At 64.6% G+C, this 23,592-nt stretch carries 18 protein-coding genes and 1 tRNA gene; 8 read left to right on the top strand and 11 right to left on the bottom strand.

Annotated elements, in window-relative coordinates; translation table 11 throughout:
- The first annotated feature begins 62 nt into the window (after positions 1 to 62).
- Positions 63 to 2,621 carry a TonB-dependent receptor gene (locus WH367_RS01430; protein WP_339533856.1) on the top strand — a complete coding sequence of 853 codons (2,559 nt, stop codon included), beginning with the start codon at positions 63 to 65 and terminating at the stop codon, positions 2,619 to 2,621.
- 60 nt (positions 2,622 to 2,681) lie between these two features.
- Here the strand turns inward: WH367_RS01430 and WH367_RS01425 are convergent.
- The 5 genes from WH367_RS01425 to WH367_RS01405 all read right to left on the bottom strand — a co-directional run bounded on the left by WH367_RS01425 (position 2,682) and on the right by WH367_RS01405 (position 9,263).
- Positions 2,682 to 2,769 (bottom strand) — tRNA-Ser (locus WH367_RS01425).
- Positions 2,770 to 2,837: 68 nt separating this feature from the next.
- Entirely contained in the window at positions 2,838 to 4,496 is a 1,659-nt protein-coding gene (locus WH367_RS01420; RefSeq protein ID WP_021025300.1) for a Na/Pi cotransporter family protein, read from the bottom strand.
- Between the two features lie 203 nt (positions 4,497 to 4,699).
- Complete coding sequence (gene lspA, locus WH367_RS01415) at positions 4,700 to 5,218, bottom strand: signal peptidase II (protein WP_339533855.1); 519 nt, start codon at positions 5,216 to 5,218, stop codon at positions 4,700 to 4,702.
- The gene (ileS, locus tag WH367_RS01410) at positions 5,218 to 8,073 is read right to left on the bottom strand and encodes an isoleucine--tRNA ligase (RefSeq protein WP_339533853.1); all 2,856 of its coding nucleotides are present in this window, start codon (positions 8,071 to 8,073) and stop codon (positions 5,218 to 5,220) included. The genes lspA and ileS overlap by 1 nt, the downstream gene beginning before the upstream one ends.
- A 149-nt stretch (positions 8,074 to 8,222) precedes the next feature.
- Positions 8,223 to 9,263, bottom strand: coding sequence for a bifunctional riboflavin kinase/FAD synthetase (locus WH367_RS01405; protein WP_339518347.1), 1,041 nt, complete (start codon positions 9,261 to 9,263; stop codon positions 8,223 to 8,225).
- Between the two features lie 202 nt (positions 9,264 to 9,465).
- Here WH367_RS01405 and WH367_RS01400 point away from each other — a divergent pair, with 202 nt between their 5' ends.
- On the top strand, positions 9,466 to 10,023 hold the full coding sequence (locus WH367_RS01400; protein ID WP_027010515.1) for an HNH endonuclease: 558 nt from the start codon (positions 9,466 to 9,468) through the stop codon (positions 10,021 to 10,023).
- Positions 10,024 to 10,107: 84 nt separating this feature from the next.
- On the opposite strand, the gene WH367_RS01395 is transcribed toward WH367_RS01400, so the two are convergent.
- Complete coding sequence (locus tag WH367_RS01395; RefSeq protein ID WP_339533852.1) at positions 10,108 to 11,427, bottom strand: methyltransferase; 1,320 nt, start codon at positions 11,425 to 11,427, stop codon at positions 10,108 to 10,110.
- Between the two features lie 120 nt (positions 11,428 to 11,547).
- On the opposite strand from WH367_RS01395, the gene purN reads away from it, so the two are divergent.
- Entirely contained in the window at positions 11,548 to 12,129 is a 582-nt protein-coding gene (gene purN, locus WH367_RS01390) for a phosphoribosylglycinamide formyltransferase (protein ID WP_339533851.1), read from the top strand.
- 16 nt (positions 12,130 to 12,145) lie between these two features.
- On the opposite strand, the gene WH367_RS01385 is transcribed toward purN, so the two are convergent.
- On the bottom strand, positions 12,146 to 12,391 hold the full coding sequence (locus WH367_RS01385) for a DUF1653 domain-containing protein (RefSeq protein WP_043338519.1): 246 nt from the start codon (positions 12,389 to 12,391) through the stop codon (positions 12,146 to 12,148).
- Between the two features lie 125 nt (positions 12,392 to 12,516).
- Here WH367_RS01385 and WH367_RS01380 point away from each other — a divergent pair, with 125 nt between their 5' ends.
- Both WH367_RS01380 and WH367_RS01375 read left to right on the top strand, forming a co-directional pair.
- Positions 12,517 to 14,481: a M48 family metallopeptidase gene (locus tag WH367_RS01380; RefSeq protein WP_339533850.1), complete on the top strand. Its 1,965-nt coding sequence runs from the start codon at positions 12,517 to 12,519 to the stop codon at positions 14,479 to 14,481.
- Between the two features lie 45 nt (positions 14,482 to 14,526).
- Entirely contained in the window at positions 14,527 to 15,798 is a 1,272-nt protein-coding gene (locus tag WH367_RS01375) for an RsmB/NOP family class I SAM-dependent RNA methyltransferase (RefSeq protein WP_339533849.1), read from the top strand.
- A gap of 64 nt (positions 15,799 to 15,862) precedes the next feature.
- Here WH367_RS01375 and WH367_RS01370 read toward each other — a convergent pair whose 3' ends face one another.
- On the bottom strand, positions 15,863 to 16,243 hold the full coding sequence (locus WH367_RS01370; RefSeq protein ID WP_339533847.1) for a hypothetical protein: 381 nt from the start codon (positions 16,241 to 16,243) through the stop codon (positions 15,863 to 15,865).
- A gap of 259 nt (positions 16,244 to 16,502) precedes the next feature.
- On the opposite strand from WH367_RS01370, the gene WH367_RS01365 reads away from it, so the two are divergent.
- A complete protein-coding gene (locus WH367_RS01365) occupies positions 16,503 to 18,038 on the top strand; it encodes an aminotransferase-like domain-containing protein (protein WP_445228050.1) in 1,536 nt (511 codons plus the stop codon).
- A 117-nt stretch (positions 18,039 to 18,155) separates the two neighbouring features.
- On the opposite strand, the gene rpmG is transcribed toward WH367_RS01365, so the two are convergent.
- The 3 genes from rpmG to trxB all read right to left on the bottom strand — a co-directional run bounded on the left by rpmG (position 18,156) and on the right by trxB (position 19,790).
- Positions 18,156 to 18,326: a 50S ribosomal protein L33 gene (rpmG, locus tag WH367_RS01360; RefSeq protein WP_021026858.1), complete on the bottom strand. Its 171-nt coding sequence runs from the start codon at positions 18,324 to 18,326 to the stop codon at positions 18,156 to 18,158.
- Between the two features lie 11 nt (positions 18,327 to 18,337).
- On the bottom strand, positions 18,338 to 18,571 hold the full coding sequence (gene rpmB / locus WH367_RS01355) for a 50S ribosomal protein L28 (RefSeq protein WP_021026859.1): 234 nt from the start codon (positions 18,569 to 18,571) through the stop codon (positions 18,338 to 18,340).
- A gap of 265 nt (positions 18,572 to 18,836) precedes the next feature.
- Complete coding sequence (gene trxB / locus WH367_RS01350) at positions 18,837 to 19,790, bottom strand: thioredoxin-disulfide reductase (RefSeq protein ID WP_339533845.1); 954 nt, start codon at positions 19,788 to 19,790, stop codon at positions 18,837 to 18,839.
- 515 nt (positions 19,791 to 20,305) lie between these two features.
- Between trxB and WH367_RS01345 the strand changes: the two genes are divergently transcribed.
- Together WH367_RS01345 and lolA are read left to right on the top strand one after the other, a co-directional pair.
- Positions 20,306 to 22,714: a DNA translocase FtsK gene (locus tag WH367_RS01345; RefSeq protein WP_027010900.1), complete on the top strand. Its 2,409-nt coding sequence runs from the start codon at positions 20,306 to 20,308 to the stop codon at positions 22,712 to 22,714.
- A 145-nt stretch (positions 22,715 to 22,859) separates the two neighbouring features.
- The gene (gene lolA / locus WH367_RS01340) at positions 22,860 to 23,492 is read left to right on the top strand and encodes an outer membrane lipoprotein chaperone LolA (RefSeq protein ID WP_021026862.1); all 633 of its coding nucleotides are present in this window, start codon (positions 22,860 to 22,862) and stop codon (positions 23,490 to 23,492) included.
- The last annotated feature ends 100 nt before the right edge of the window (positions 23,493 to 23,592 follow it).

The following is a 23,592-nucleotide window of genomic DNA, read 5'->3' as shown; positions in this document are numbered from 1 at the left end:
TGAGGGGTTTTTCGGTTTCGGCGCACTGGTTAAGTAGTACCCAACGAAAAGGAACTTCTGCCGTGACCACTTCCCGTCTCCAGCGCCGCCATGCCGGTGCTCCATCGACCGTGCGCAGCTGTGCTGAACGCTCGCCCTTCCATGTGCTGGCCTTGGCCGCCTTGCTGAGCTCTGCGCTGGCCCCTGCCACAAGCCGGGCTGCCGATGCGCCCCCAGCCGCTGCCGTGCAGCTCGACATTCCTGCGGGCAGCCTGGCCGATACCCTGACACGCATTGGCCAGCAGACCGGGCGCAGCATCGTCGCTGACCCCGCCGTACTGCAAGGCCAGCGCAGTGCCGCGATCCAGGGCCACTGGACGGCAGAGCAGGCGGTGCGCAAGGCACTGGAGGGATCGGCGCTGCAGCTGCAGACGCTCAGGGGTGGCGCGCTGCAGATCCGTAAGCCAATGGCTGCCGAGCAACCGGTGGCAGAGGCCGCGCCGCCAGCGCGGGCTGCAACGCCTGCTGAGGCAGCTGCGGCACCCGCAGAGGCCAGCCACCAGCTGCCCACCGTGGTGGTGACCGACCAGCGCTCCGACAGCTCTTTGATGCAGCCCACCCGCCAGGTCACGGTGATCGAGGGTGAGGAGCTCGATGACCTGCGCGCCACCTCGGCCAATCTGAACAGCCTGCTGGCCAAGAGCGTGCCGGGCATGTCCGATTCGAGCCGCAACATGAGCGATTTCGGCATGACCTTGCGCGGCCGCAACGTGTTGGTGCTGGTCGATGGCATTCCGCTCAATACCAACCGCGACACGGCGCGCAACCTGGTCAATGTGGAGATGAGCCGCATCGAGCGGGTCGAGGTGCTGCGCGGCAGCAATGCGATCTACGGCAGTGGTGCAACAGGTGGCGTGATCTCGGTCACCACCCGCCCGGTCGGCGGCCAGCCGGTGGCACGCACGACGCTGGGTTTTGACAGTGCGCTCTCGCGCCTGAGCGGCGACGGCCTGGGCGGCCAGGTGCAGCACTATCTGTCGGGCGCGGGCGAGGTGGTTGACTACGAGGTCGATATCTCGGCCCGCCGCATGGGCGGCGCTTTTGATGGCCATGGCGACCGCATTGCCTCCGATGCCAGCCAGGGTGATCTGTTCGATTCAAACACCTACAGCCTGGGCGGCAAGATCGGCTTTCGCATTGATGGCAACCAGCGCATCCAGCTGGCGGCCAGCCACTTGCGCGCGCACCAGAAGACCGACTACGCCAACGACCCCAGCGTCAACCAGGCGCCATTAGGATCGGTGGCGGCCCGCGCGATCCGGGGCCTGAAGCTGGCCGAGCAGAACCAGGTGGAGAACAGCCTGCTGAGCGCCAGCTACGAGCACAAGGACCTGGGCGGCAGCCTGCTGAGCGCGATGGTCTACGGCCGTGACAATTTCGTGCGCTTTGCGCCCTTTGATGCGCGCAGCAACAGCAACCGGGGCAACTTTGTCGACCAGGTGATGCAGAACAACAAGGTGTTTGGCGGGCGCCTGACCATCACCACACCCATTGGCGACGATAAGCGCACCAAGCTGGTCTGGGGCGCGGACTATATCCAGGAGCGCAGCAATATGCCGCTGGACACCTTCGATGCCGCCACCTACGACGCGAGCGGCGGCCTGGTGTTCCAGCCCACCGGGCAGCGCATCTACATGCCCTGGGTCACCGTCAAGAGCGCCGGCGCCTTTGGCCAGCTGCAGCACAGGTTCAACGACCGGTGGTCGGCCGAAGGCGGCTTGCGCTATGAGAAATCGCAGGCCAGCTTTGCAGATTTCCAGCCGCTGTCGCAGTCGCGCCTGCCCAACCCGGCCACCGTGGCCGGTGGCAAGGTCGCGTACGACGCGGTGCTCTACAACCTGGGCCTGGCCTTCAAGCCCTGGAAGGACCACGAGTTCTACACCTCGTTCAGCCAGGGCTTTGACCTGCCCGATGTGGGCCTCCAGCTGCGCAATGCGGGCGCCAAGTTCGACATCAATGCGTCCGAGCTGGAGCCGGTCAAAACCGACAACTATGAAATCGGCTGGCGCGGCACCTTCGGCAACACCATGGCCACGCTGGCGCTGTTCCAGTCACGCTCGGACCTGGGCGCTGTCCAATCTTTCAACAATGGCCTGCACCTGACCCGCACGCGCGAGCGCATCCGAGGCGTGGAGCTGACCGCCGACCACTATGCCGACCACTGGTCCACCGGCGGCACCGTCACCTGGATGCAGGGGCGCGAGACGCCGCCCGGCGCCAGCAGCGACCAGCCGATGACGGGCTACCGCATCCCGCCGCTCAAGATCACTGGCTATCTGCAGTACAGCCCCAGCAGCCGCTGGAGCCTGCGCAGCCAGTTCAACTGGTTTGGCGCACGCGACTACCGCCTGGCCGATGGCAAGACCCAGTTCGCCCGGGCCGATGTCAAAAGCTACTACAGCGTCGATGTCGTCGGCCGCTACCAGTTCGACAACAAGAACCTGGTCACCGTCGGCGTGCAGAACCTGTTCAACCGCTACTACCTGCCGCTCTACAGCCAGCTGATGCGCAGTGGCAAGAACGACAGCCGCCTGGCGGCTGCGGGGGCGACCTTGACGGCGAGCTATACGCATAACTGGTGATCGGGGCGTGGCAGAAGCCGCCAACGAAAAAGCACCCTCGGTGGGGTGCTTTTGCTGTTCTGGCGGAAGCTCAGGGATTCGAACCCTGGAACCCTCTCGGGTTGCCGGTTTTCAAGACCGGTGCAATCGACCACTCTGCCAAACTTCCTGGTGGCTGCTGGGCGGAGTGGTCGCCTGGCAGCATCAGCGATTGTATGCGAATTCCGGCCCGCTGCCTCAGTGGCGGGCGGGCTCCGGGTCGTCTTTGAGGCGGCTATGGGCCAGCGCGCCAGCGGCTTCCAGGATCGGGTAGGCGACCGAGCACAGCAGCGAGTTGATGCGCTTGAGGTCGCTGATCAGGTCGATGTGCAGCGAGCTGGTCTCGATGCTGGGGACGGTGTTGTGCGACAGGCGCTCCAGGTGCGAGGCGGAATAGGCCAGCTCCAGGTCGCGGAAGCGCGCTTTTTCTTCGAGCAGCTTTTGCGCATCGCGCACATTGCCCGAGAGGAACACGCTCATCGCCAGGCGCAGGTTGTCCAGCAGGTGGGCATGCAGCTCGTTGATTTCTTCCATGCCCTGCTTGCTGAACTGGCGGCGTTTCTTGATCTTCTTGTTCTCGACGTCGGTGAGCACGCGCTCGATGATGTCGCCAATCTGCTCCATGTTGATCGTGAAGTTGATCACTTCGGTCCAGCGCTGGCTCTCGCGCTCGTCCAGTTCGGCGCGCGAGATCTTGGTCATGTAGTACTTGATGGCCGAGTACAGCTCATCGACCGTGTCATCGAGCTTGCGCAGGTCTTGCGACAGCTGCTGGTTGTCGGTCTGCACAACGTTATGCAGGCCAATCAGCATGGATTCGACCACATCGGCCTGGTGCAGCGCTTCACGCGCGGCGCAGGAGATGGCCAGCGACGGGGTGGACAGCGCTGAGGCGTCGAGGTGGCGCGGGCGCTGGGGGCCCTTGTTGGCTTCCTCCTTGGGCAGCAGTTTGCGCATCCAGTCGCCGATCACGCCGGTGAACCAGATAAAGCCCAGCGTGTTGAGGATGTTGAAGGCCAGGTGGAACAGCACCGCCGAGCGGCCCGCATCGTTGATGTAGGGCATTGCATAGGTGACCCACAAGCCGACAAACGGGGAGACGATGGCCACGCCCATGATCTTGAAGATCAGGTTGCCGATGGTGACCTGGCGCACTTCGATGCTGGACTTGGCCGTTTGCAGCACGGCCAGCACACCGCTGCCCAGGTTGGCACCCAGCACCAGGCCCAGGGCCATATCGCCGGTGATGGCGCCCGACGCGGCCATGGCCGCGATCAGCAGCACGATGGCGAGGCTCGAGTAGGCAATGACAGCCAGGATCGCGCCCAGCAGCAGCTCCATGAAGAAGTCGCTCTTGACGCTGACCAGCAGGGTGCGCACGGCTTCGGATGCGAGCAGGGGCTCGGTGGCCTCGACGATCAGGCGCAGCGCCAGCAGCATCAGGCCCAGGCCGATAAAGACGCGGCCCACGCGGCCGGGCGTGGAATCCTGCTTGGAGATGAACAGCACGACGCCCGAGAAAATCAGCAGCGGCGAGAGCCAGGACAGGTCGGTGGAGAACAGCACCGCCATCAAGGCGGTGCCCACGTCGGCGCCGCGCATGACCGACAAGGCAGCGGTGAGCGGTATCAGGCCCTGGCCGACGAAGGACGCGGTCATCAGGGAGGTGGCACTGCTGGACTGGACGAGGGCCGTGACCCCGATGCCCGAGAGCATCGCGGTAAAGCGGTTGCTCATACTGCGCGCCAGCAGGTTGCGGAGGTTGGCGCCAAAGACGCGCAGCACCCCTGTGCGCACCATATGAGAGCCCCACACCAGCAGCGCAATGGCGGCAAGAAGATTGAGCAAGTGTTTCATAAGGCGAACCGGACACTATACCCCTGATAAGCGCGCTGCGCTGTAGGGCGAATGCCAATGTGTCTCTTTTTATGCAGGCCAGGCGGTGATAGGCGCCTGGCAGCGGCTGTTGTGGAGGCGGGTGGGCCACCGATAAAAAACACCGCCGTCGCGGCGCGAGGGCGGTGTCTGGGTATTGGCTATAAACGCGGCAGAAAGCCTGATCAGCTTTTTTCGCCCCGGCGCATGCGCAGCAGCTCGTCCAGAATCAGCAGGAAGGCGCCCAGGCAAATCGCTGAATCGGCCAGGTTGAAGGCCGGGAAATGGCTGCCCATCCAGTGGAAGTCGAGCATGTCAACCACATAGCCGTGGCGCATGCGGTCGACCACATTGCCAATCGCCCCGCCCATGATGCAGCTGAGCGCCAGGCAAAACAGGGCCTTGTGGCTGTGGCGGTAGAGCTGCCAGACGATGACGGCCGTCACCACCACCCCAATGCCGGTGAACAGCCAGCGCTGCCAGCCGCCGGCGCTGGCCAGGAACGAGAAGGCCGCGCCGGGGTTGTGCGCCCGCACGATGTTGAAAAAGCCGGTGATCGTGGTGTAGTCGCCCAGCTGGTAGTGGGCCAGGATCCATTCCTTGCTCCACTGGTCCAGCCAGAAAATCACCGCAGCAATCACCAGCCACAGCACAAACCGGCCTTTGCCGGCGCTGCCCACAGCAGGGGTGGCGGCGGCCTTCATCAGGCCATCAGGCGGGTTTCACCCGCGCCATGGAGGTTGCTGTCGCAGCGGCCGCACAGGGTGGGGTGGGCCGGGTTCTGGCCCACATCGTCGCGGTAGTGCCAGCAGCGCTCGCACTTGGCCTTGTCCGATGGGTTGACGGCCACGCTCAGCGCATCACCGGCAGCCACCGTGGCGGCTGAGGTGATCAGCACGAACTTGAGGTCGTCAGCCAGGGTCTGCAGCAGCGCCAGGTCCTCGGGCTGGGCGCTGATGGCTACCTCGGCCTGCAGCGACGCGCCCACCTTGCCATCGGCACGCAGGGTTTCGATGTCCTTGTTGACCACATCGCGGATCTCGCGGATGCGGGCCCACTTGGCCAGCAGCGCCTCGTCGCCGGCGGGCAGGTCGCAGAATTTCTCCAGGAAGATGGTTTCGCTGTTGCCGACGATCTTCCAGGCCTCTTCGGCGGTGAAGGACAGGAAGGGCGCCATCCAGCGCAGCATGGCCTGGGTGATCTGGTGCAGCGCGGTCTGGGCCGAGCGGCGCGCCAGGCTGCCTTCGGCACTGGTGTAGAGGCGGTCCTTGAGGACGTCCAGGTAGAAGCCGCCCAGGTCCTCGGAGCAGAACAGCTGCAGCTTGGCCACCACGGGGTGGAACTCATAGACCTTGTAGTGCGCCAGCAGCTCGGCCTGGAACTGCGCCGAGCGGGCCAGCGCCCAGCGGTCGATCTCCAGCAGGTCCTCGTAGGCCACCGCATCCTTGGCCACGTCGAAGTCGCTGATGTTGGCCATCAGGAAGCGCAAGGTGTTGCGGATGCGGCGGTAGGCATCCACCACGCGGGCGAGGATCTTGTCGTCGATGCCCAGGTCGCCCGAGTAGTCGGTCGAGGCCACCCACAGGCGGATGATCTCGGCGCCCATCTTGTTGCTCACATCCTGCGGCGCGACGGTGTTGCCCACCGACTTGGACATCTTCTTGCCCTGGCCGTCGACGGTGAAGCCGTGGGTCAGCAGGCCCTTGTAGGGCGCGCGGCCAAAGATGGCCGAGGCCAGCAGCAAGGAGCTGTGGAACCAGCCACGGTGCTGGTCATGGCCTTCCAGGTACAGATCGGCCTCGGGGCCGCTGTCGTGGTGGTGCTCGGCGTGGGTGCCGCGCAGCACATGCCAGAAGGTCGAGCCCGAGTCGAACCAGACTTCCAGGATGTCGGTGCTCTTGGTGTAGAGCTTGGCCTCGTCGACGCCCAGGATCTCTTCACCGGTCACACGGCTCCAGGCCTCGATACCGCCTTCTGCGACGATGCCCACGGCCTGGTCCAGGATCTCCATCGTGCGCGGGTGCAGCGCGCCCGTGTCCACATGCAGGAAGAAGGGGATGGGCACGCCCCAGCTGCGCTGGCGCGAGATGCACCAGTCGGGGCGCCCGGCGATCATCGCGCGCAGGCGCTCCTGGCCGTTTTCCGGGTAGAAGCTGGTGTGCTCGATCGCGTCCAGCGCGATTTGGCGCAGGGTCTGTGCAGGCTTTTGGGCCGGGTCGGTGAACACGCCTTCGCCTTCGTCCATGCGGATGAACCACTGGGCGGCGGCGCGGTAGATCACCGGCGTCTTGTGGCGCCAGCAATGCGGGTAGCTGTGGGTGATGGTCTTGGTGTCCATCAGGCGGCCGGCAACCTTGAGCGCGTCCAGGATGACGGGCACGGCCTTCCAGATGTGCTGGCCACCAAACAGCGGCAGCTCGGGCTCATAGACGCCATTGCCCTGCACCGGGTTGAGGATGTCCTTGTAGTCCATGCCGTTGTTCACGCAGGAGTTGAAGTCATCCAGACCGTAGGCGGGCGCGGAGTGAACGATACCGGTACCGTCGTCGGCCGTGGCGTAGTCGGCCAGGTAGACGGGCGAGATGCGGTCATAGCCCTTGTCCACATGGGCCAGCGGGTGCTTGAAGGGCATGTGGTCCAGCACCTTGCCGGGGGCCGATGCGATCACCTTGCCGTGGATGCCCCAGCGCTCCATGCACTTGTCCACCAGCGCGCTGGCCAGCACCAACAGGCCACGCTCGGTATCGACCAGGCTGTATTCCAGCTCGGGGTTGACGTTCAAGGCCTGGTTGGCCGGGATGGTCCAGGCGGTGGTCGTCCAGATGACGATGAAGGCTTCCTTGTCGAGCTTGGCCAGGCCAAAGGCAGCTGCCAGCTTGGCCGGGTCGGCCGCCGGGAACATCACATCCAGCGTCTGGCTTTGCTTGTCGGCGTATTCGATCTCGAACTCGGCCAGCGACGAGGCGCAGTCAAAGCACCAGTAGACGGGCTTGAGGCCCCGGTAGACAAAACCCCGCTCCATGACCTTCTTGAGCGCGCGCAGCTCGCCCGCCTCATTGGCATAGTTCATGGTCTTGTAGGGATGGTCCCAGTCGCCCAGCACGCCCAGGCGCTTGAAGTCCGCCATCTGCTGGCCGATCTGCTCGGTCGCAAATGCGCGGCTCTTGGCCTGCATCTCGTCGCGGGGCAGGTTGCGGCCGTGGAGCTTTTCGATCGCGTTCTCGATCGGCAGGCCGTGGCAGTCCCAGCCTGGCGCGTACAGCGCGTCATAGCCTTCCAGTTGGCGGCTCTTGACGATCATGTCCTTGAGGATCTTGTTGACGGCGTGGCCGATGTGGATCTTGCCGTTGGCGTAGGGCGGGCCGTCGTGAAGGATAAACTTGGGCGCGCCGCTGCGGGCATCACGCAGGCGCTTGTAGATGCCTTGGTCCTCCCAGTCCTTGACCCAGCCCGGCTCGCGCTTGGGCAGATCGCCGCGCATCGGAAACGGGGTGTCGGGCATGTTCAAGGTGGCGCGGTACGCAGAGGCCTTTTCTGCGGGGGACGATTTGTCGGACATAAATACCTTCAAAGCAAAACATGGTCCTGATCCGGGCGGGGTGATCATGCCGGTCAGTGGAAAAATGTATAGCGCAGAAGCGTTGTCTGACGTGCACGTGGTGCAGGCGAGTGCGGACTTCTGCGCGGCACGGCGCAGTCAAGTCAGCGTCAAATTCGGTCGCGCGTGGTCTGGCGACGGGTTTCGGCGTGGCTCGCCGTATGGAAGAAGGCACGGGCATCCGCGCAGTCCTTGGCAATCCCTGTGGTCAGGGCGTCCAGACTGTCGTATTTGAGCTCGTCGTGCAGTTTGTGTAGAAGTTCCACTCGGATGATTTTACCGTATGCCCCGTCTCCACCCAGTTCCGCGGGCCATTGCAGGCAATGCGTCTCCAGCAGCACGCGGCCGCCGTTGACGTCATTCGGGTCCAGCGAGGGGCGCACGCCCAGGTTGGCCACGCCCGGCAGCGGCTGGGCCGACAGGCCGTGCACCAGCACGACAAAGATACCGCTGGCAGCGGGTTTCCAATGGTCAAAGCGCAGGTTCAAGGTGCGAAAGCCGTCGCCCGCGCCGGCGCGGCTTTCGGCCAGTTGCCGGCCCAGCTTGCGGCCATGCACCACATGGCCCGATATCGCATAGGGGTAGCCCAGCAGCTTGGCCGCCGCAGGCATATCGCCCTGGCCCAACGCCTGGCGCACCGCCGTGCTGGACACGCGCAGGCCATCGGACTCGTAGCTGTTCATGCGCGCCACATCAAAGCCCTGCTTGCGGCCGGCCTCGACCAGCATCGCGTAGTCGCCCGCGCGCTGGTGGCCAAAGCGGAAATCATCGCCCACCAGCAGGTAGCCGGTGCCCAGGCCTTTGAGCAGCACATCGTCGATAAAGGCCTGCGGGGCTTGCGCAGCCAGCCGCGCATTGAAGGGCAGCACAATCGCCTGGTCAATGCCGCATTGGGCGAGCTGGTCGAGCTTGTCGCGCAAGGTGGAGATGCGGGCAGGCGCCAGGTCGGGCTTGTTCAGCACCTGGGCAAAGTAGTCGCGCGGATGGGGCTCGAAGGTGAGCGCGCAACTGGCCAGACCCCGGCGCTGTGCTTCGCTGCGCAGCAGCGCCAGCATGGCCTGGTGGCCCCGGTGCACCCCGTCAAAATTGCCAATGGTCAGGGCGCAGTGCCGGGTGACCTCGGGGTGGTCAAGTCCTCTGAAGATTTTCATCTTTGCTTTGTTTTTTGTAGCGGCTTGCGCTTTCGAGCCGAGCGCTGGTGTGCAATTTCACAATAAAAGTGTATATTGACCATTATGACTTGGTGCCCGGGTCTGCGTGCAGCATGTGCGTGGGTCGCGGCATTTTTCGTGGCCAGGCGCTGCGCGGGTCAACGGTATTTCGGTTCAATTCCCAATGCGCAGGAGGCCCATTGTGAAGGTGTTGAAGTTATCGGCAAGTGGCGTTCCGCAATCCTGGATCACGTTGCAGGAGGCGGTGACGCACTACGCAGCAGGTGATGTGCGCTGGGAGGCGGGCTCGAGCGTCGCCTGTTTCCGCGGCGGGCATAACGCCATCACCGGCCTGCAGTCACGCATCGAGGTGGCCAGCATCATCGGCACCCGTGGCAAGCCCGGCATCGACCCCTTTGCGATGCGCATGACCCTCACCAACAGCAAGCTGTTTGGCCGTGACCGCCATATCTGCGCCTACTGCGGCGAGCATTTTGACGAAGAGCACCTGACCCGCGAGCATGTCATTCCGGTGTCCCAAAAGGGGCCCGATACCTGGATGAATGTGGTGACGGCCTGCGCCTCCTGCAACCACCACAAGGCAGGCCGCACGCCCGAGCAGGCGCATATGCCGCTGCTCTATGCGCCCTACACCCCCAGCCTCTGGGAAGACTTCATTCTGCGCAACCGCCGCATCCTGACCGACCAGATGGAGTTCTTGATGGCCCATGTGCCCAAGAGCTCGCGCTTGACGGCTTGAGCGCTGCCTTTGCCATCCCCAGCAAAAAGGCCTTGTCGCAAGACAAGGCCTTTTCCGTTGGCGGGCTCTCAGAGCCGTTAGCTATCAGGCCTCCTTGGGCTTGTAGGCGGTGACCACAAAGCCATCGACGGCCTGGCCCGCTTCCATGCGCAGCTCCACATCGCGCGTGTCGATACGGTCAAAGCCGGCAGCCTTGGCCAGGCGCACGGTGCTGCTCAAGGTGTGGGTGTAGCGGCCAAAGGGCTGCAGCTGGCTGTCCGGGCCGGTGACATCACCGTGCTCGCAGGAGAAGATCAGCACGCCGCCGGGGGTCAGCACACGGTAGGCATCGGCCAGGGTTTGCTGCAGGTCGCCGACATAGATCAGCACATCCAGCGCGGTGATGGCCTCGAAGGTGTTGGCCGGGGTAGCGGCCAGCGCTTCGAGCAGGTTGACCTGGTGGAACTTGTAGTAGACCTTGTGCTTGGCCGCTTGCTCGAGCATCTTGGCCGACATGTCCACACCCATGATGTAACCATCGATGGCGCCTAGCGTCGCACCCAGCAGGCCGGTGCCGCAGCCCAGGTCCAGCAGGTTGAAGCGGCGGTTGGGGTAGATCTGCAGCAGCTGGTCGGCCACCTGCTTGGGCAGTTGGTAGGCCAGATGGCGCACCATGTGCATGTCATAGACCGAAGCCATTTCGTCGAACATGTGGGTGGTCAGCTCGACCGGCACATACGCGGGCACCTGGCCCTGGGCCAGCTGGTGGTAGTACTGGTAGACCTTGTCATCGGGCTGCAGCGCCAGCAGTGCCGTGGTATCGGGCAGCGCGTCCTGCATGGTGCCGCGCGCTTGCAGCATCTGCACCCGGCCGATACGGGCCAGATGGTCTTTCGGATCTTCGTCGATCAGCGGACCAAACACGGCCAGTGCTTCGTCGTACTGGCGCACGGTGCCCAGGTCGACCGCCAGATAGCGGCGCAGAATGCGGTCCTCGGGGGTCAGCTCCAGCACGCGGCGCAGGTGGCGGATGGCCATCTCGGTGTTGCCAACGCGGTGGGCGATGTCGATGACGCCGGCAATCACGCGGGCATTGTTGGGCTCCAGGGCAATGACCTTCTCGGCGGCAGCCATGGCCTCGTGCTCGCGGTTATGGCGTGCATACAGCAGGGCTTGCTCCAGAATGCCGGGCGCCCAGTCCGGGGCCAGGGTTTCGCAGCGCTGCATCGCATCAATGGCGCCACGCAGGTTGCCCGACTTCTCGGCCATCAGGCCGGCCAGCATGAACAGGCGCGCATCGCGTGGCGAGCGCTGGCGTGCATCGTTGAGGGTTTGGGCTGCACCCGTGAGGTTGCCCACAGCAATCTGGTGGCGGGCGGTTTCGAGGAATTTGCGAATCGGATCGACAGGTGCTTTTGCGCTCATGGAGTAACTGCGGGCGAGCCCGTAAACGTGGCTGTGAATTCAGTAAAGCCTTTGATTATCCGCCATTTGAGGCCGCGGCGTGTTTCGGGACGTTCGCCGCCCTGCGATAATGCCGCCTCCATGAAAAACATCGTCATCCTGATCTCCGGCAGCGGCTCCAATATGGCGGCCATCGTGCGAACCGCGCAGCAAGAGCGCTGGCAGGAGACCCTGGGGGCGAGGGTGGCGGCGGTGGTCAGCAACAAGGCCCAGGCCGGCGGACTGCAGTTTGCCCAGCAGCAGGGCATTGCCACCGCCGTGGTGGACCACAAGGCCTATGACAGCCGCGAGAGCTTTGACGCAGCGCTGATGCAGTGCATCGATGCCCATGCCCCGTCCCTGGTGGTACTGGCCGGTTTCATGCGCATTCTGACCCCCGGTTTTGTTGCGCATTACAGCGGCCGGCTCATCAACATCCACCCCTCGCTGCTACCAGCTTTTGCCGGGCTGCACACCCACCAGCGTGCGATCGATGCCGGTTGCAGGTTTGCTGGCTGCTCGGTGCACCAGGTGACCGCCGATCTGGATGCCGGCCCCATCCTGGAGCAGGGCCTGGTGCCCGTGCTGCCGGGCGACACGGCCGAGCTGCTGGCCGCGCGCGTGCTGGTGCAAGAGCACCAGATCTACCCCAAGGCGGTGCGCGCGCTGTTGCAGGCGCACTGAGCGCTGCCCAACGCTGTCACACCTGGTCAGGCGTCTCGGTCTGTGGCGTATAAGCCGCAAACCGGGGCTGGCGCTGGCCGTTCACTTCCACGTCCTCGCTGAACATGGCCGCTGGCCGCACCCACCAGCCGTAATCGCCATACAGCGCCTGGTAGACCACCAGCCACTCGCGCGTCTCGCTGTGCTGGGCCAGCTGCCAGACCTGGTAGAGCCGGCCTTTGTAGTGGCGGTAGAGTCCGGGCGAAATAGCTGGTGCTGGCATCGGGTGCTGTTCCATAATCTGAAAAAATAACCAAGCCTAGCAGATGCGCCCGCCTGCACATGCCGATATGGCCCGTGCGCGCCAGGCACCAGCGCTGTGCGGCCAGAACCTGTTCGGAGGGTGGGGTGGAGCAGATAGATTTTGTGCAGCGGGTCGATGCCTATACGCGCGCCGCTGCAGAAGCGCCGGCGGTCTTCCGCCGCCATGTCTTTGGCATGCTGCTGCTGGCGGGGCTGTGGATCTGGGGTGCTCTGCTGCTGGGTCTGGCCTTGCTGGCCTGGTCGGTGCTGTCCTGGGTCTACCAGGGCTTTTACGGCCTGCAGATCTTTGGCTTTTTTGCCGGTGTGGCGCTGCTCATCAGCGTGCTGCGCCTGACCCGCTCCGACTGGGTCACCCCCGAGGGCATCGCCGTGCCCGCTGCCGAATGCCCGCGCCTTTTTGAGGCACTCGAGCGCGTGCGCCAGAAAGTGCGCGGCCCCCGTATCTGCCAGCTGGTGATCACCGAAGACTATGGCCTGCGCATTGCGCAGCAGATGCGGCTGGGCGGCTTGCTGCCGGCGCGCTACCACCTGCTGCTGGGCCTGCCGCTGGCGATGGCGATTGACCGGCCGCGCCTGGTGGCCATGATCGCGCAGGAATACAGCCATCTGCGCCGCCGCCAGGGCTGGCTGCAGGCCGCAGTCTACCGCGCCCGCCGCCGCCTGCAAGGCCTGCATGAGCGCCTCGCCGATGCGCGCCAGATGACGCACCTGGGCTGGGCCAATGAGCGCTTCATGCGCTGGTATTTGCCGCGCTGGTGGGCGGCCAGCTTTGTGCTGGCGCGGCAGGACGAGGCCGTTGCCGACCGCATGGCGGCCCGCTGGGTCAGCAAGCCGCTGATGGGCGAGGCTCTGTCCGAGGTGGCAGTGCGCGGGCGCTGGTTCCGCGAGCAGTTCTGGACCATGCACTGGCTGCGCGCCCGCGAGCTGGCCTCGCCGATCGGGCCTTTCAGCCTGATGGCCGGGGTGATGAACCACAGCATGGATGTCAACTGGGTCTACCAGGGCTGGAAGCAGGAATACCATGCACCCGCCAGCTACCAGGACACGCCCCCCAGCCTGCGCGAGCGCCTGCGGGGCCTCGACGTGCCCCCGGGCCTCACGCCCATGTCCAGCAGCAACTGCCTGGCCTGGCTGGGCAAGCGATCGGAGCGCTGGATCGAGCTGCTCGACCAGCGCTGGTGTGTGCGCCATGGCCATGACTGGGTGGCCTACCGCCAGATCCTGAGCGCATCGGCCGCGCGCGTGGCCGCGCTGATGCCGCGCGAGCCCTACCTGGATGCCGACCAGCTGGTGGAGCTGGGCTGGCAACTGCAAAGCACGGCCTTGCAGCACCAGGATGCCCCCTTGCCGATCTACCAGCGCGCGCTGGAGCTGGAGCCGGGCAACGCCCGCGCGCTGGCCGCCTGCGCCAGCCTGCACATGGGCATGGATTGGGAGGCGCAGCTGCAGTACCTGGCGCAGGCTTTTGCGCAGCTGCCGGCGATGGGTGCGGCCTGGTGCCGGCTGGCCTCGGGCGTGCTCGATGTGCTGGAGGATGAGGATTTTGACGAGGCCTCGGTGCGCCAGCTGCGCAGCGACTGGCGCGCGCGCGAGGCGCTGGCCCGCACGCAGCTGCAGGCGCTGCGCGATGAGCGCCTGGTGCAGGGCAGCCTGCTGGGTGCGCGCGCCTGTACCGCGCTGCCGCATCCGCTGTGGGCTTCGGAGCTCGCAGCACTGCAGCTGCATCTGCAGCACTGCCCGCGCTTGCGCCGTGCCTGGCTGCTGGCGCGGCCACTGCGCAGCTTGCCGGGGGCCTATGCGCTGGTGTTGGTGCTCGACCGGCCCGGCGTGCACTACCAGGACAACAAGCGGCTGGAGCTGCAGTGGCGCGGCTACCTGGAGCGCGAGCTGCTGCTGTGCAAGCTGATGCCGCTGTGGATCACCCATGTCGAGGAGCTGGGCCCCACCGCGCTGCGCCAGCTGGCGGCCATGCCCTGGGGGCTGGTCTATGACCGCACCGAGCAGCCCGGTGGCGCGCCCAGCAGCGGCACAGCGCCGCTCACCGGTTAGCCGGGCCTGGCGCCCGGATACTGGCGCAATGGGACAATAGCGGCTATGCACCCCAAAGCCCTTTTAGATGCCTGCGCCGAGTTGGTCGCGCAGGCCCTCACCTTTGAACACCCGGCCGACGCCGTGGTGTCGCGTTATTTCCGTGAACACCGCAACCTGGGCCCGCGCGAGCGTGGCACGCTGGCCGAGACGGTGTACACCGTGCTGCGCAAGAAAACGTTGTTTGAATCGCTGGCCCGCTCGGGCAGCGGTGCGCGCGAGCGCCGCCTGGCCATCCTCGGCTTTGCCGGCCCGCGCAGCTTTGTCAAAAGCGCGCTCAGCGACCAGGAAGTGCAATGGCTCGACGACTGCGACGCGATTGCGCCGGCCAGCCTCATGCCCCAGCACCGCCACAACCTGCCCGAGTGGCTGGTCGAGCCGCTGCAGGCCCAGGTGGGTGAGCAGTTCGAGCAGCTGGCCGCCAGCATGCTGGAGACGGCCCCGCTGGATCTGCGTGCCAATGCGCTGCTGACCAAGCGCAGCGAGCTGCAGAAAGAGCTCAAGGAAGCGGGCATCAAGGCCGAACCCACCCCGTACTCCCCCTGGGGCCTGCGCGTGGCCGACAAGCCTGCGCTGTCGCGCCTGGAGGCCTTTGTCAAAGGCCGGGTCGAGGTGCAGGACGAGGGCTCGCAGCTGCTGGCCTTGTTGCTGGATGCCAAACGCGGCGAGATGGTGACCGACTTTTGCGCTGGCGCTGGCGGCAAGACCCTGGCCATTGGCGCCACCATGCGCAGCACCGGCCGCCTCTACGCCTTTGATGTGTCGGCCCACCGTCTGGAGGCACTCAAGCCGCGCCTGGCCCGCTCGGGCCTGTCGAATGTGCACCCGGCTGCGATTGCGCATGAGCGCGATGAGCGGGTCAAGCGCCTGGCCGGCAAGATGGACCGCGTGCTGGTCGATGCCCCCTGCTCGGGCCTGGGCACCTTGCGCCGCAATCCCGATCTGAAATGGCGCCAAAGCCCCAAGGCCATTGAAGAGCTGACGGCCAAGCAGACTGCGATTCTGGCCAGCAGCGCCCGCATGGTGAAGTCCGGCGGCCGCCTGGTCTATGCCACCTGCAGCATCCTGCCCGCTGAGAACGAGGCGATTGCCGAGGCCTTTGCCGCCGCCCACCCGGACTTTGTGCCGATGGATGCCGGCGAGCTGCTGGCGGGCCTGAAGGTCGAGCAGGCCGCCAGCCTGTGCAGCGGCGGCGACAGCGGCAGCCAGTACCTGCGCCTGTGGCCCCACCTGCACCAGACCGACGGCTTCTTTGCCGCCGTCTGGCAGCGCAAGTAAGGCAGTCAGTCAAATAAGGCATTGGCCACCAAGGCGATTGCGCCTTGGCAGGCTGCCTCTGCTGTCAGCCTTTCCAGCCCAGCCAGTTGGCCACACTGCGCCAACCGGCGCGCCAGCCCGCATAGGCCTGCACCTGCACCAGCAATTGGGCGGGCTGCAGGCCTTGTGCTTGCAGCCAGTACCAGCCCGCATGCGCGCCATTGCAGTGCGGGGCCTCTTCGGCCACCAGGCGCAGCGCGCTGTGCCAGGGTGAGCTGATCCGCAGCTGCCCGGCGCGGCAGTACAGGCTGCTGCCCGCCTCCAGATACAACCATTGGCCCTGGCCTGCACGCAAGGCCAGGCTGCTGCTGTGGATGGCGGGCTGCGCCGGGGCGCTGGTCTGGGCCTTGGGGCTGGCGCTGCCTGGCAGGGCGGTGGCGAGGCGGGCGGTGGTGCTGGTGGTCATTTTTTGCGCTTTCCTGAGCATTGCAGAACAGGGCTCTAGCGTAAAAAAATGCAGTGCAACGCAACAGACACAGTCCGCACCAGGGTCGGGCAGAACAGCGCAAGCACAAAGCGGCTGTTCTGGTTCAAAATCACAGTTTCTGTATCTGTTCTGTCAGGGTTGAACCTGAGACCATAGCGCTGCGAATGGGAACCTGGCCCTGGCCACTGCGGTGGTGCACAAGGGTGAAGGACAGGTTCCCGGAACCAGGAGTCCTGCTGTGCCGCTGTTAGAAGAGAGTCTGTGTGACATCCCCGAAAGCCATGCCCTAGACGCGGCAGGCAGCCCGCCTGCGGACGATGCGTTTCTGTACGAGCGCATCGCCGCGCATTTTGAGCAGGCTATTGCCCAGCAGACCCTGGGTGTGGGCGCACGCATGCCCTCGGTGCGCGATATCCGGCGCCAGCACCATGTCAGCCACAGCACAGCGTTGCAGGTGCTGCGCGTGCTCGAGTCACGCGGCCTGATCGAGGCGCGGCCCCGCGTGGGCTATTTCGTCAGCGATACGGCCCTGCAGATGCCCGCCGCGCGCGAGCCGCTGCAACTGGGCCCGTTCCCGATGCAGGACCACCGCTTTGAAGGTATTGGTGAGCGGGCGGCCGAGTACCTGAACAAGGCGCGCCTCAAGGGGCCGCTCAAGGTGGATCTGGGCAGTGCGATGCCGGCGCCCGAGCTGTTCGATGCCAAACTGCTCAACCAGCTGGCCGTGGCCTTGCTGCGCGAGCAGCCCCAGATCCTGGTGCACGGCCCGTCGGCGCCGTTCACCCATCCGGATTTTCAGGCCTCGATGGCGCGCTACGCGCTGGGCTTTGGCGTGCGCCTGGCGCCGATGGACATTGCGGCCACCTTTGGCAATTCCGAGGCGGTGAACCTGGCGCTCGATGCGCTGACCCAGCCGGGCGACATGGTGGCGATTGAGTCCCCCACCTTCTACGGCATCCTGCAGGCGATCGAAGCCAAGAAGCTGCAGGCGCTGGAGATCCCGTCGAGCCCGCACACCGGCATGTCCATCGAGGCGCTGGAGCTGGCCCTGCGCACCCACCCCAACCTCAAGGCCGTCGTGGTGGTGCCCCATCTGCAGATGCCCCAGGGCGCCACCATGCCCGACAGCCACAAGCGGCGCCTAGTGGCCCTGTGCCGCGAGTACCGGGTCGCGCTGATCGAGGACGATATCTACCGCGAATTTGTCGAATCCGACGAGGTGCTCAAGCCCTGCAAGGCCTGGGACACCGATGGCTCGGTGATCTATTGCTCCTCGCTGTCCAAAAGCTATGCGCCGGGTCTGCGCCTGGGCTGGATGAATGCCGGGCGCTGGCAGGAGCGGGTGCAGATGATCAAGTTCGCCCGCTCGCGCAACCTGCCGGTCTGGCCCCAGCTGCTGGGCGCACGCACGGTGGGGTCACCGTCGTACATGCGGCACCTGGTACGCCTGCGCCAGCAGCTGCGCGTGCAGCGCCAGGCCGCTGCGCAGGCCGTCGCACGCTATTTTCCGATCGGCACGCGCCTGAGCCTGCCCGCGGGCGGCCTGAGCATCTGGCTGGAGCTGTCCGAGCAAATCTCGTCCAGCCGCCTGTATGACGAGGCGCTGGCCGTGGGCATCCGCGTGGCGCCTGGCGACATGTTCAGCAACACAGGCCATTACGACCACTTTCTGCGGCTGAGCTGCGGCATGCCATTTACCGACGCAGTGGACGAGGCCTACCGCAGCCTGGGGCGCATGATGCATGCGCAGCTGGGGCTGCCGCCCAGGGCTTGATGCCGGGGCGCCGAGGGCGCGCTGCTTAGAAAACCGGACGCAGAAAAGCACAAAGGACACCGAGGTGTCCTTTGTGGTGTTTGCATGCCACCAGGTGAATGGTGGCGTACAGGCTGATTACTTCAGCTTCACTTCCTTGTAATCCACATGCTTGCGAGCCTTGGGATCGAACTTCGTGATCAACATCTTTTCAGGCATTGTCTTCTTGTTCTTGGTGGTCGTGTAGAAGTGACCGGTGCCGGCTGTCGATTCCAGCTTGATTTTTTCGCGTCCGCCTTTGGATGCCATGGTGATACTCCTTAAGCTTGGCCACGTGCGCGCAGGTCTGCGAGCACAGAATCAATACCGTTCTTGTCGATCAGACGCAGAGCGGCGCTGGAAACACGCAGGCGAACCCAGCGGTTTTCAGTTTCCACCCAGAAACGGCGATATTGCAGGTTCGGCAGGAACCGGCGCTTGGTTTTGTTGTTGGCGTGGGAAACGTTGTTTCCCACCATGGGCTTCTTGCCCGTTACTTCGCAAACGCGTGCCATCAGGACACTCCGAAAGTTTTAACAGCTGCTTGCCCTGTCTGCCCCGTTAAAGACAGCGCGGCTTGCAGCCTCACCTCGCCAATCAAAGGGTGGCGGTAGCCCATGTTCACGGCCGGACCTGTTCAGTGGTGCAAGACCGCTGGCAAACCTGCCGTAGTTTCCTGTTCACGCGCCGAAGATTGCGAAATAGCAAAAGGCGGCAAGCAGCAAAGCCAAGGATTATAACCCGAAAGCAAAATTCGGGCTAGGCCCTTTGCTCTGTGGTTTATTCCTGCTCGAGGAAACGCTGGGCATCCAGCGCGGCCATGCAGCCGGTACCCGCGCTGGTAATGGCTTGGCGGTAGATGTGGTCTTGCACGTCGCCGGCGGCAAAGATGCCGGGCACGCTGGTTTGTGTGGCAAAGCCGCCACGGCCCATCTGGGTCACCAGGTAGCCGTTTTCCATCTCCAGCTGGCCTTGGAAGATGTCGGTATTGGGGTGGTGGCCAATGGCGATAAAGCAGCCTTGCAGCGCGATGTCTTCGGTGTGGCCGTCCTGCGTGCTCTTGATGCGGATGCCATTGACGCCCGACTGGTCGCCCAGCACTTCATCGAGCGTGAAGTGGGTCTTGAGCTCGATCTTGCCTTCCTGGACCTTCTCCATCAGCTTGTCGACCAGGATGGGCTCGGCCTTGAACTTGTCGCGGCGGTGCACCAGGGTCACCTTGCTGGCGATGTTGGACAGGTAGAGCGCCTCTTCCACGGCAGTGTTGCCGCCGCCGATCACGCAGACGGGCTGCTCGCGGTAGAAGAAACCGTCACAGGTCGCACAGGCCGACACGCCACGGCCCATGAAGGCCTCTTCGGTGGGCAGGCCCAGGTACTTGGCCGATGCGCCGGTGGCGATGATCAGGCTGTCGCAGGTGTAGGTGCCGCTGTCGCCCTTCAAGGTAAAGGGGCGCTTGCTGAAATCGACCTGGTTGATGTGGTCAAAGATGATCTGGGTCTTGAAGCGCTCGGCATGCTCCAAAAAGCGCTGCATCAACGCCGGGCCTTGCACGCCCATCACATCGGCGGGCCAGTTGTCCACTTCGGTGGTGGTCGTCAGCTGGCCGCCCTGGGCCATGCCGGTGATCAGGACGGGATCGAGGTTGGCACGCGCCGCATAGATGGCGGCCGTGTAGCCCGCAGGGCCCGAGCCCAGAATCAGTACTTTGGCATGTTGGTGGATGGCGGACATAGAACTCCTATCGCATTCATGGGGAGCAGATGCGGGGCATCTGCGAATCAATCAAGGGGGCTGGCTCGCGCGCAGCAAAACATGAAAGAGTATCAAACACTAGCCACCCTCTGTGGATGGCTTGTGTCAATGTCCTTGATTGTCGCAAGCCATCGCAGCACCTGAGGACGCCTGGCGCTGCCTTTGCGCACCAATGACAACAATCGTTGCGGCGTGCTGGCGCAAGGGGTGGGATTGTAGGAAGATAGGTAGATTACAAAATGTTGCGTATTGCCAGGTGACAGGGGCCCAGGACCGGTGGCTAGCCATGCTTTTTGTGCATCAGATTTATGTTTTTATTGGGTATTTGTGCTGATGGCCAGCGCCTGTCGCTGCCTTGGCAGCCCGCTCTGTGTGGCAGGGCGGCCCGCACTTTGCCTGAAGCACCGCGTCGCACCGGGGCATCACCCAGCCCCAGGCCCCTGGCCTGCTATCGAATTTGCAATCCGCTTAGGGTAAGCTCTGGCTCCTAGGTTATGGCTTACTCATCAAAGAAATCAAAGACAGCACCCCAGACCGGCCATTCGCTGGTGATGGGGGTTCGCCGTTTTGGGCACGAGCTGGTGCTCATCGTCAGTTTTGTGCTGATGGCGTTTTGCGTGGCGGCCATGGTCAGCTACTCGCCCAAGGACCCGGCCTGGTCCACCTCGGGCACCCAAATTGCCGGCCATGTCAGCAACTGGATGGGGCGCCTGGGCGCGATGGTGTCTGACGGCGGCTATTTCATGGTGGGTTTTTCGGTTTGGTGGCTGGTGGTCGCGGCCGTGCTGGCCTGGTTCTCGTCGCTGGCACGCTGGCTGCGCGCCGGGGAGGCACCGCCCAATGATCCGCGCCCGCTGTGGCTGCGCCGCATGGTGTTCTGGGGTGGTCTGGTGGTGCTGCTGCTGGCCAGCGCTGCGCTGGAATGGTCGCGCCTCTACCGCTTTGAGGCCAGCCTGCCTGGCGCTGCCGGCGGTGTGCTGGGCTTTTTGCTCGGCCCGCTGGCCGAGCGTTGGATGGGTTTTACCGGCTCGGGCATTGTCGGCGTCATGCTGCTGCTGCTGGGCCTGTCCTGGATTCTGGGCTTCTCCTGGGGCCAGATCGCCGAGAAGGTCGGCGCCGGGATTGAACGCACTTTGCAAAAGCTGATGCTGCGCCGCGAAGCCGCTGCCGACAAGGCCGTGGGCAAGAAGGCGGCGCAGGCGCGTGAGGCCGAGGTCAGCAGTGCGGCACCCGCACCGATGGCCTCGCGCATGGATCCGACCGGTGATGGCCTGGACAGCATGCTGCCCGCTGCGCCGCGCAGCGCAGCCGTCGATTCGGGCCTGCATATCGCCCAGCCGCTCAAGCCCCAGGCGCAGCCCAGCGCCCGTGTGGTCAAGGAGCGGCAAAAGCCGCTGTTCAACGAGCTGCGCGACACGCGCCTGCCCCAGGTGGACCTGCTCGATGCGGCGCCCAAGACGCAGGAGAGCGTCTCCTACGAAACCCTGGAGATGACCAGCCGCCTGATCGAGAAAAAGCTCAAGGACTTTGGCGTCGAAGTCCGCGTGGTCGAGGCCGCGCCCGGCCCGGTGATCACCCGCTATGAGATCGAGCCGGCCACCGGCGTCAAGGGCTCGCAGATCGTCAACCTGGCCAAGGACCTGGCCCGTTCGCTGTCGCTGGTGTCGATTCGCGTGGTCGAGACCATCCCCGGCAAGACCTATATGGCACTGGAGCTGCCCAATGCCAAGCGCCAGACCATCCGCCTGACCGAAATCCTGGGCTCGCACGAGTACCACGACGCCAAGAGCCTGCTGACCATGGGCCTGGGCAAGGACATCATCGGCAAGCCGGTGGTGGCCGACCTAGCCAAGATGCCGCATGTGCTGGTCGCCGGTACCACCGGTTCCGGTAAGTCCGTGGGTATCAACGCGATGATCCTGTCCGTGCTCTACAAGGCCGAGGCCAAGGATGTGCGGCTGATGATGATCGACCCCAAGATGCTGGAAATGTCGGTCTACGAAGGCATTCCGCACCTGCTGTGCCCGGTGGTGACCGACATGAAGCAGGCGGCCAACGGCCTGAACTGGTGCGTGGCCGAGATGGAGCGCCGCTACAAGCTGATGAGCAAGCTGGGCGTGCGCAACCTGGCGGGCTACAACACCAAGATCGACGAGGCCAAGGCGCGCGAGGAAAGCATCCCCAACCCCTTCAGCCTGACGCCCGAGTCGCCCGAGCCCTTGCAGCGCCTGCCGCATATCGTTGTGGTGATCGACGAGCTGGCCGACCTGATGATGGTGGTCGGCAAGAAGATCGAAGAGCTGATTGCACGCCTGGCGCAAAAGGCGCGCGCTGCCGGTATCCACCTGATCCTGGCCACCCAGCGCCCCAGCGTCGATGTGATCACCGGCCTCATCAAGGCCAATATCCCCTCGCGTATCGCGTTCTCGGTGGGCTCCAAGATCGACAGCCGCACTATTTTGGACCAGATGGGCGCCGAGGCGCTGCTGGGCATGGGTGACATGCTCTACATGGCCAGCGGCACGGGCTTCCCGGTGCGGGTGCATGGCGCCTTTGTGTCCGACGAGGAAGTGCACCGTGTGGTCAGCTACCTCAAGGAGCAGGGCGAGCCCGACTATATCGACGGCGTGCTCGAAGGCGGCACTGGTGAGGGCGATTCCGGCTTTGGCGATGAAGAGGGCGGCGGCAGTGGCGAGAAGGACCCGATGTACGACCAGGCGGTCGAGATCGTGCTCAAGGACCGCAAGGCCAGCATCTCCTACGTGCAGCGCAAGCTGCGCATTGGCTACAACCGCTCGGCCAACCTGCTCGAAGAGATGGAGCGCGCCGGCCTGGTGAGCGCCTTGACCGGCAGCGGCCAGCGCGAAGTGCTGGTGGCCCACCGTCCCGGCGGTGAAGAATAGCGCAGCGGCGGGTAAACATTCGCAAAGCCAGCGCCTTGGCGGCCCACAGCGGGCACTTGTGGCCCGCTGCCGCACTCCAAACCCCTTGTTGGCCCGAAAGTGGCCCATGCATTGGCTTTGTTCGCAAAGCACGAAAGGATTCACGATGAAACAATGGATCGCAGCAGCCGCCCTGGTCAGCCTGGCCGGTTGGGCACAGGCCGATGGCCTGCAAAGCCTGGAAAAGTTCATGACCAGCTCGCAGGCCGGTGAAGCCCAGTTCACGCAGACGGTCACCTCGCCCGCCAAGCAGGGCCAGGCAGGCAGGGTCAAGACTTCCAGCGGCAGCTTTGCATTCCAGCGGCCGGGCAAGTTCAAGTTCATCTACCAAAAGCCGTTTGACCAGACCATCGTCGCCGATGGCACGGTGTTGACCGTCTATGACGCCGACCTGAACCAGGTCACCCAGCGCCAGCAGAGCAAGGCCCTGGGCCAGACGCCTGCGGCCCTGCTGGCGTCCGCGTCGAGCCTGCAGGCGCTGAAGGCCGAGTTTGACGTGAGCAGCCTGCCCGAGGCCGATGGCCAGCAATGGGCCCAGGCCATCCCGAAGAACAAGGACGGCCAGATCAAGCAGGTCAAGGTCGGCTTCAAGGGCGATGAGCTGCAGACCCTGGAGATCGAGGATGGCTTTGGCCAGCGCTCGGTGCTGCGCTTTGTCGGCTTCAAGGCCCTGCCTTCGCTGCCGGGCTCGGCGTTCGAGTTTGCGATTCCGTCCGGTGCGGAAGTGATCCGCCAGTAAGACCACAAGCCATTGCAACAAAGCCCTGGCTGTCAGGTACGGCCAGGGCTTTGTTTTGGGCTGAGCAGCGCTGGGCGGCTTCAGTCTCCCGTGTCGTGAC

Origin of the sequence: Comamonas sp. MYb21, from assembly GCF_037479395.1 — a bacterium.
Lineage (GTDB): Bacteria > Pseudomonadota > Gammaproteobacteria > Burkholderiales > Burkholderiaceae_C > Comamonas.
This window is presented reverse-complemented; position numbering and strand designations above follow the sequence as displayed.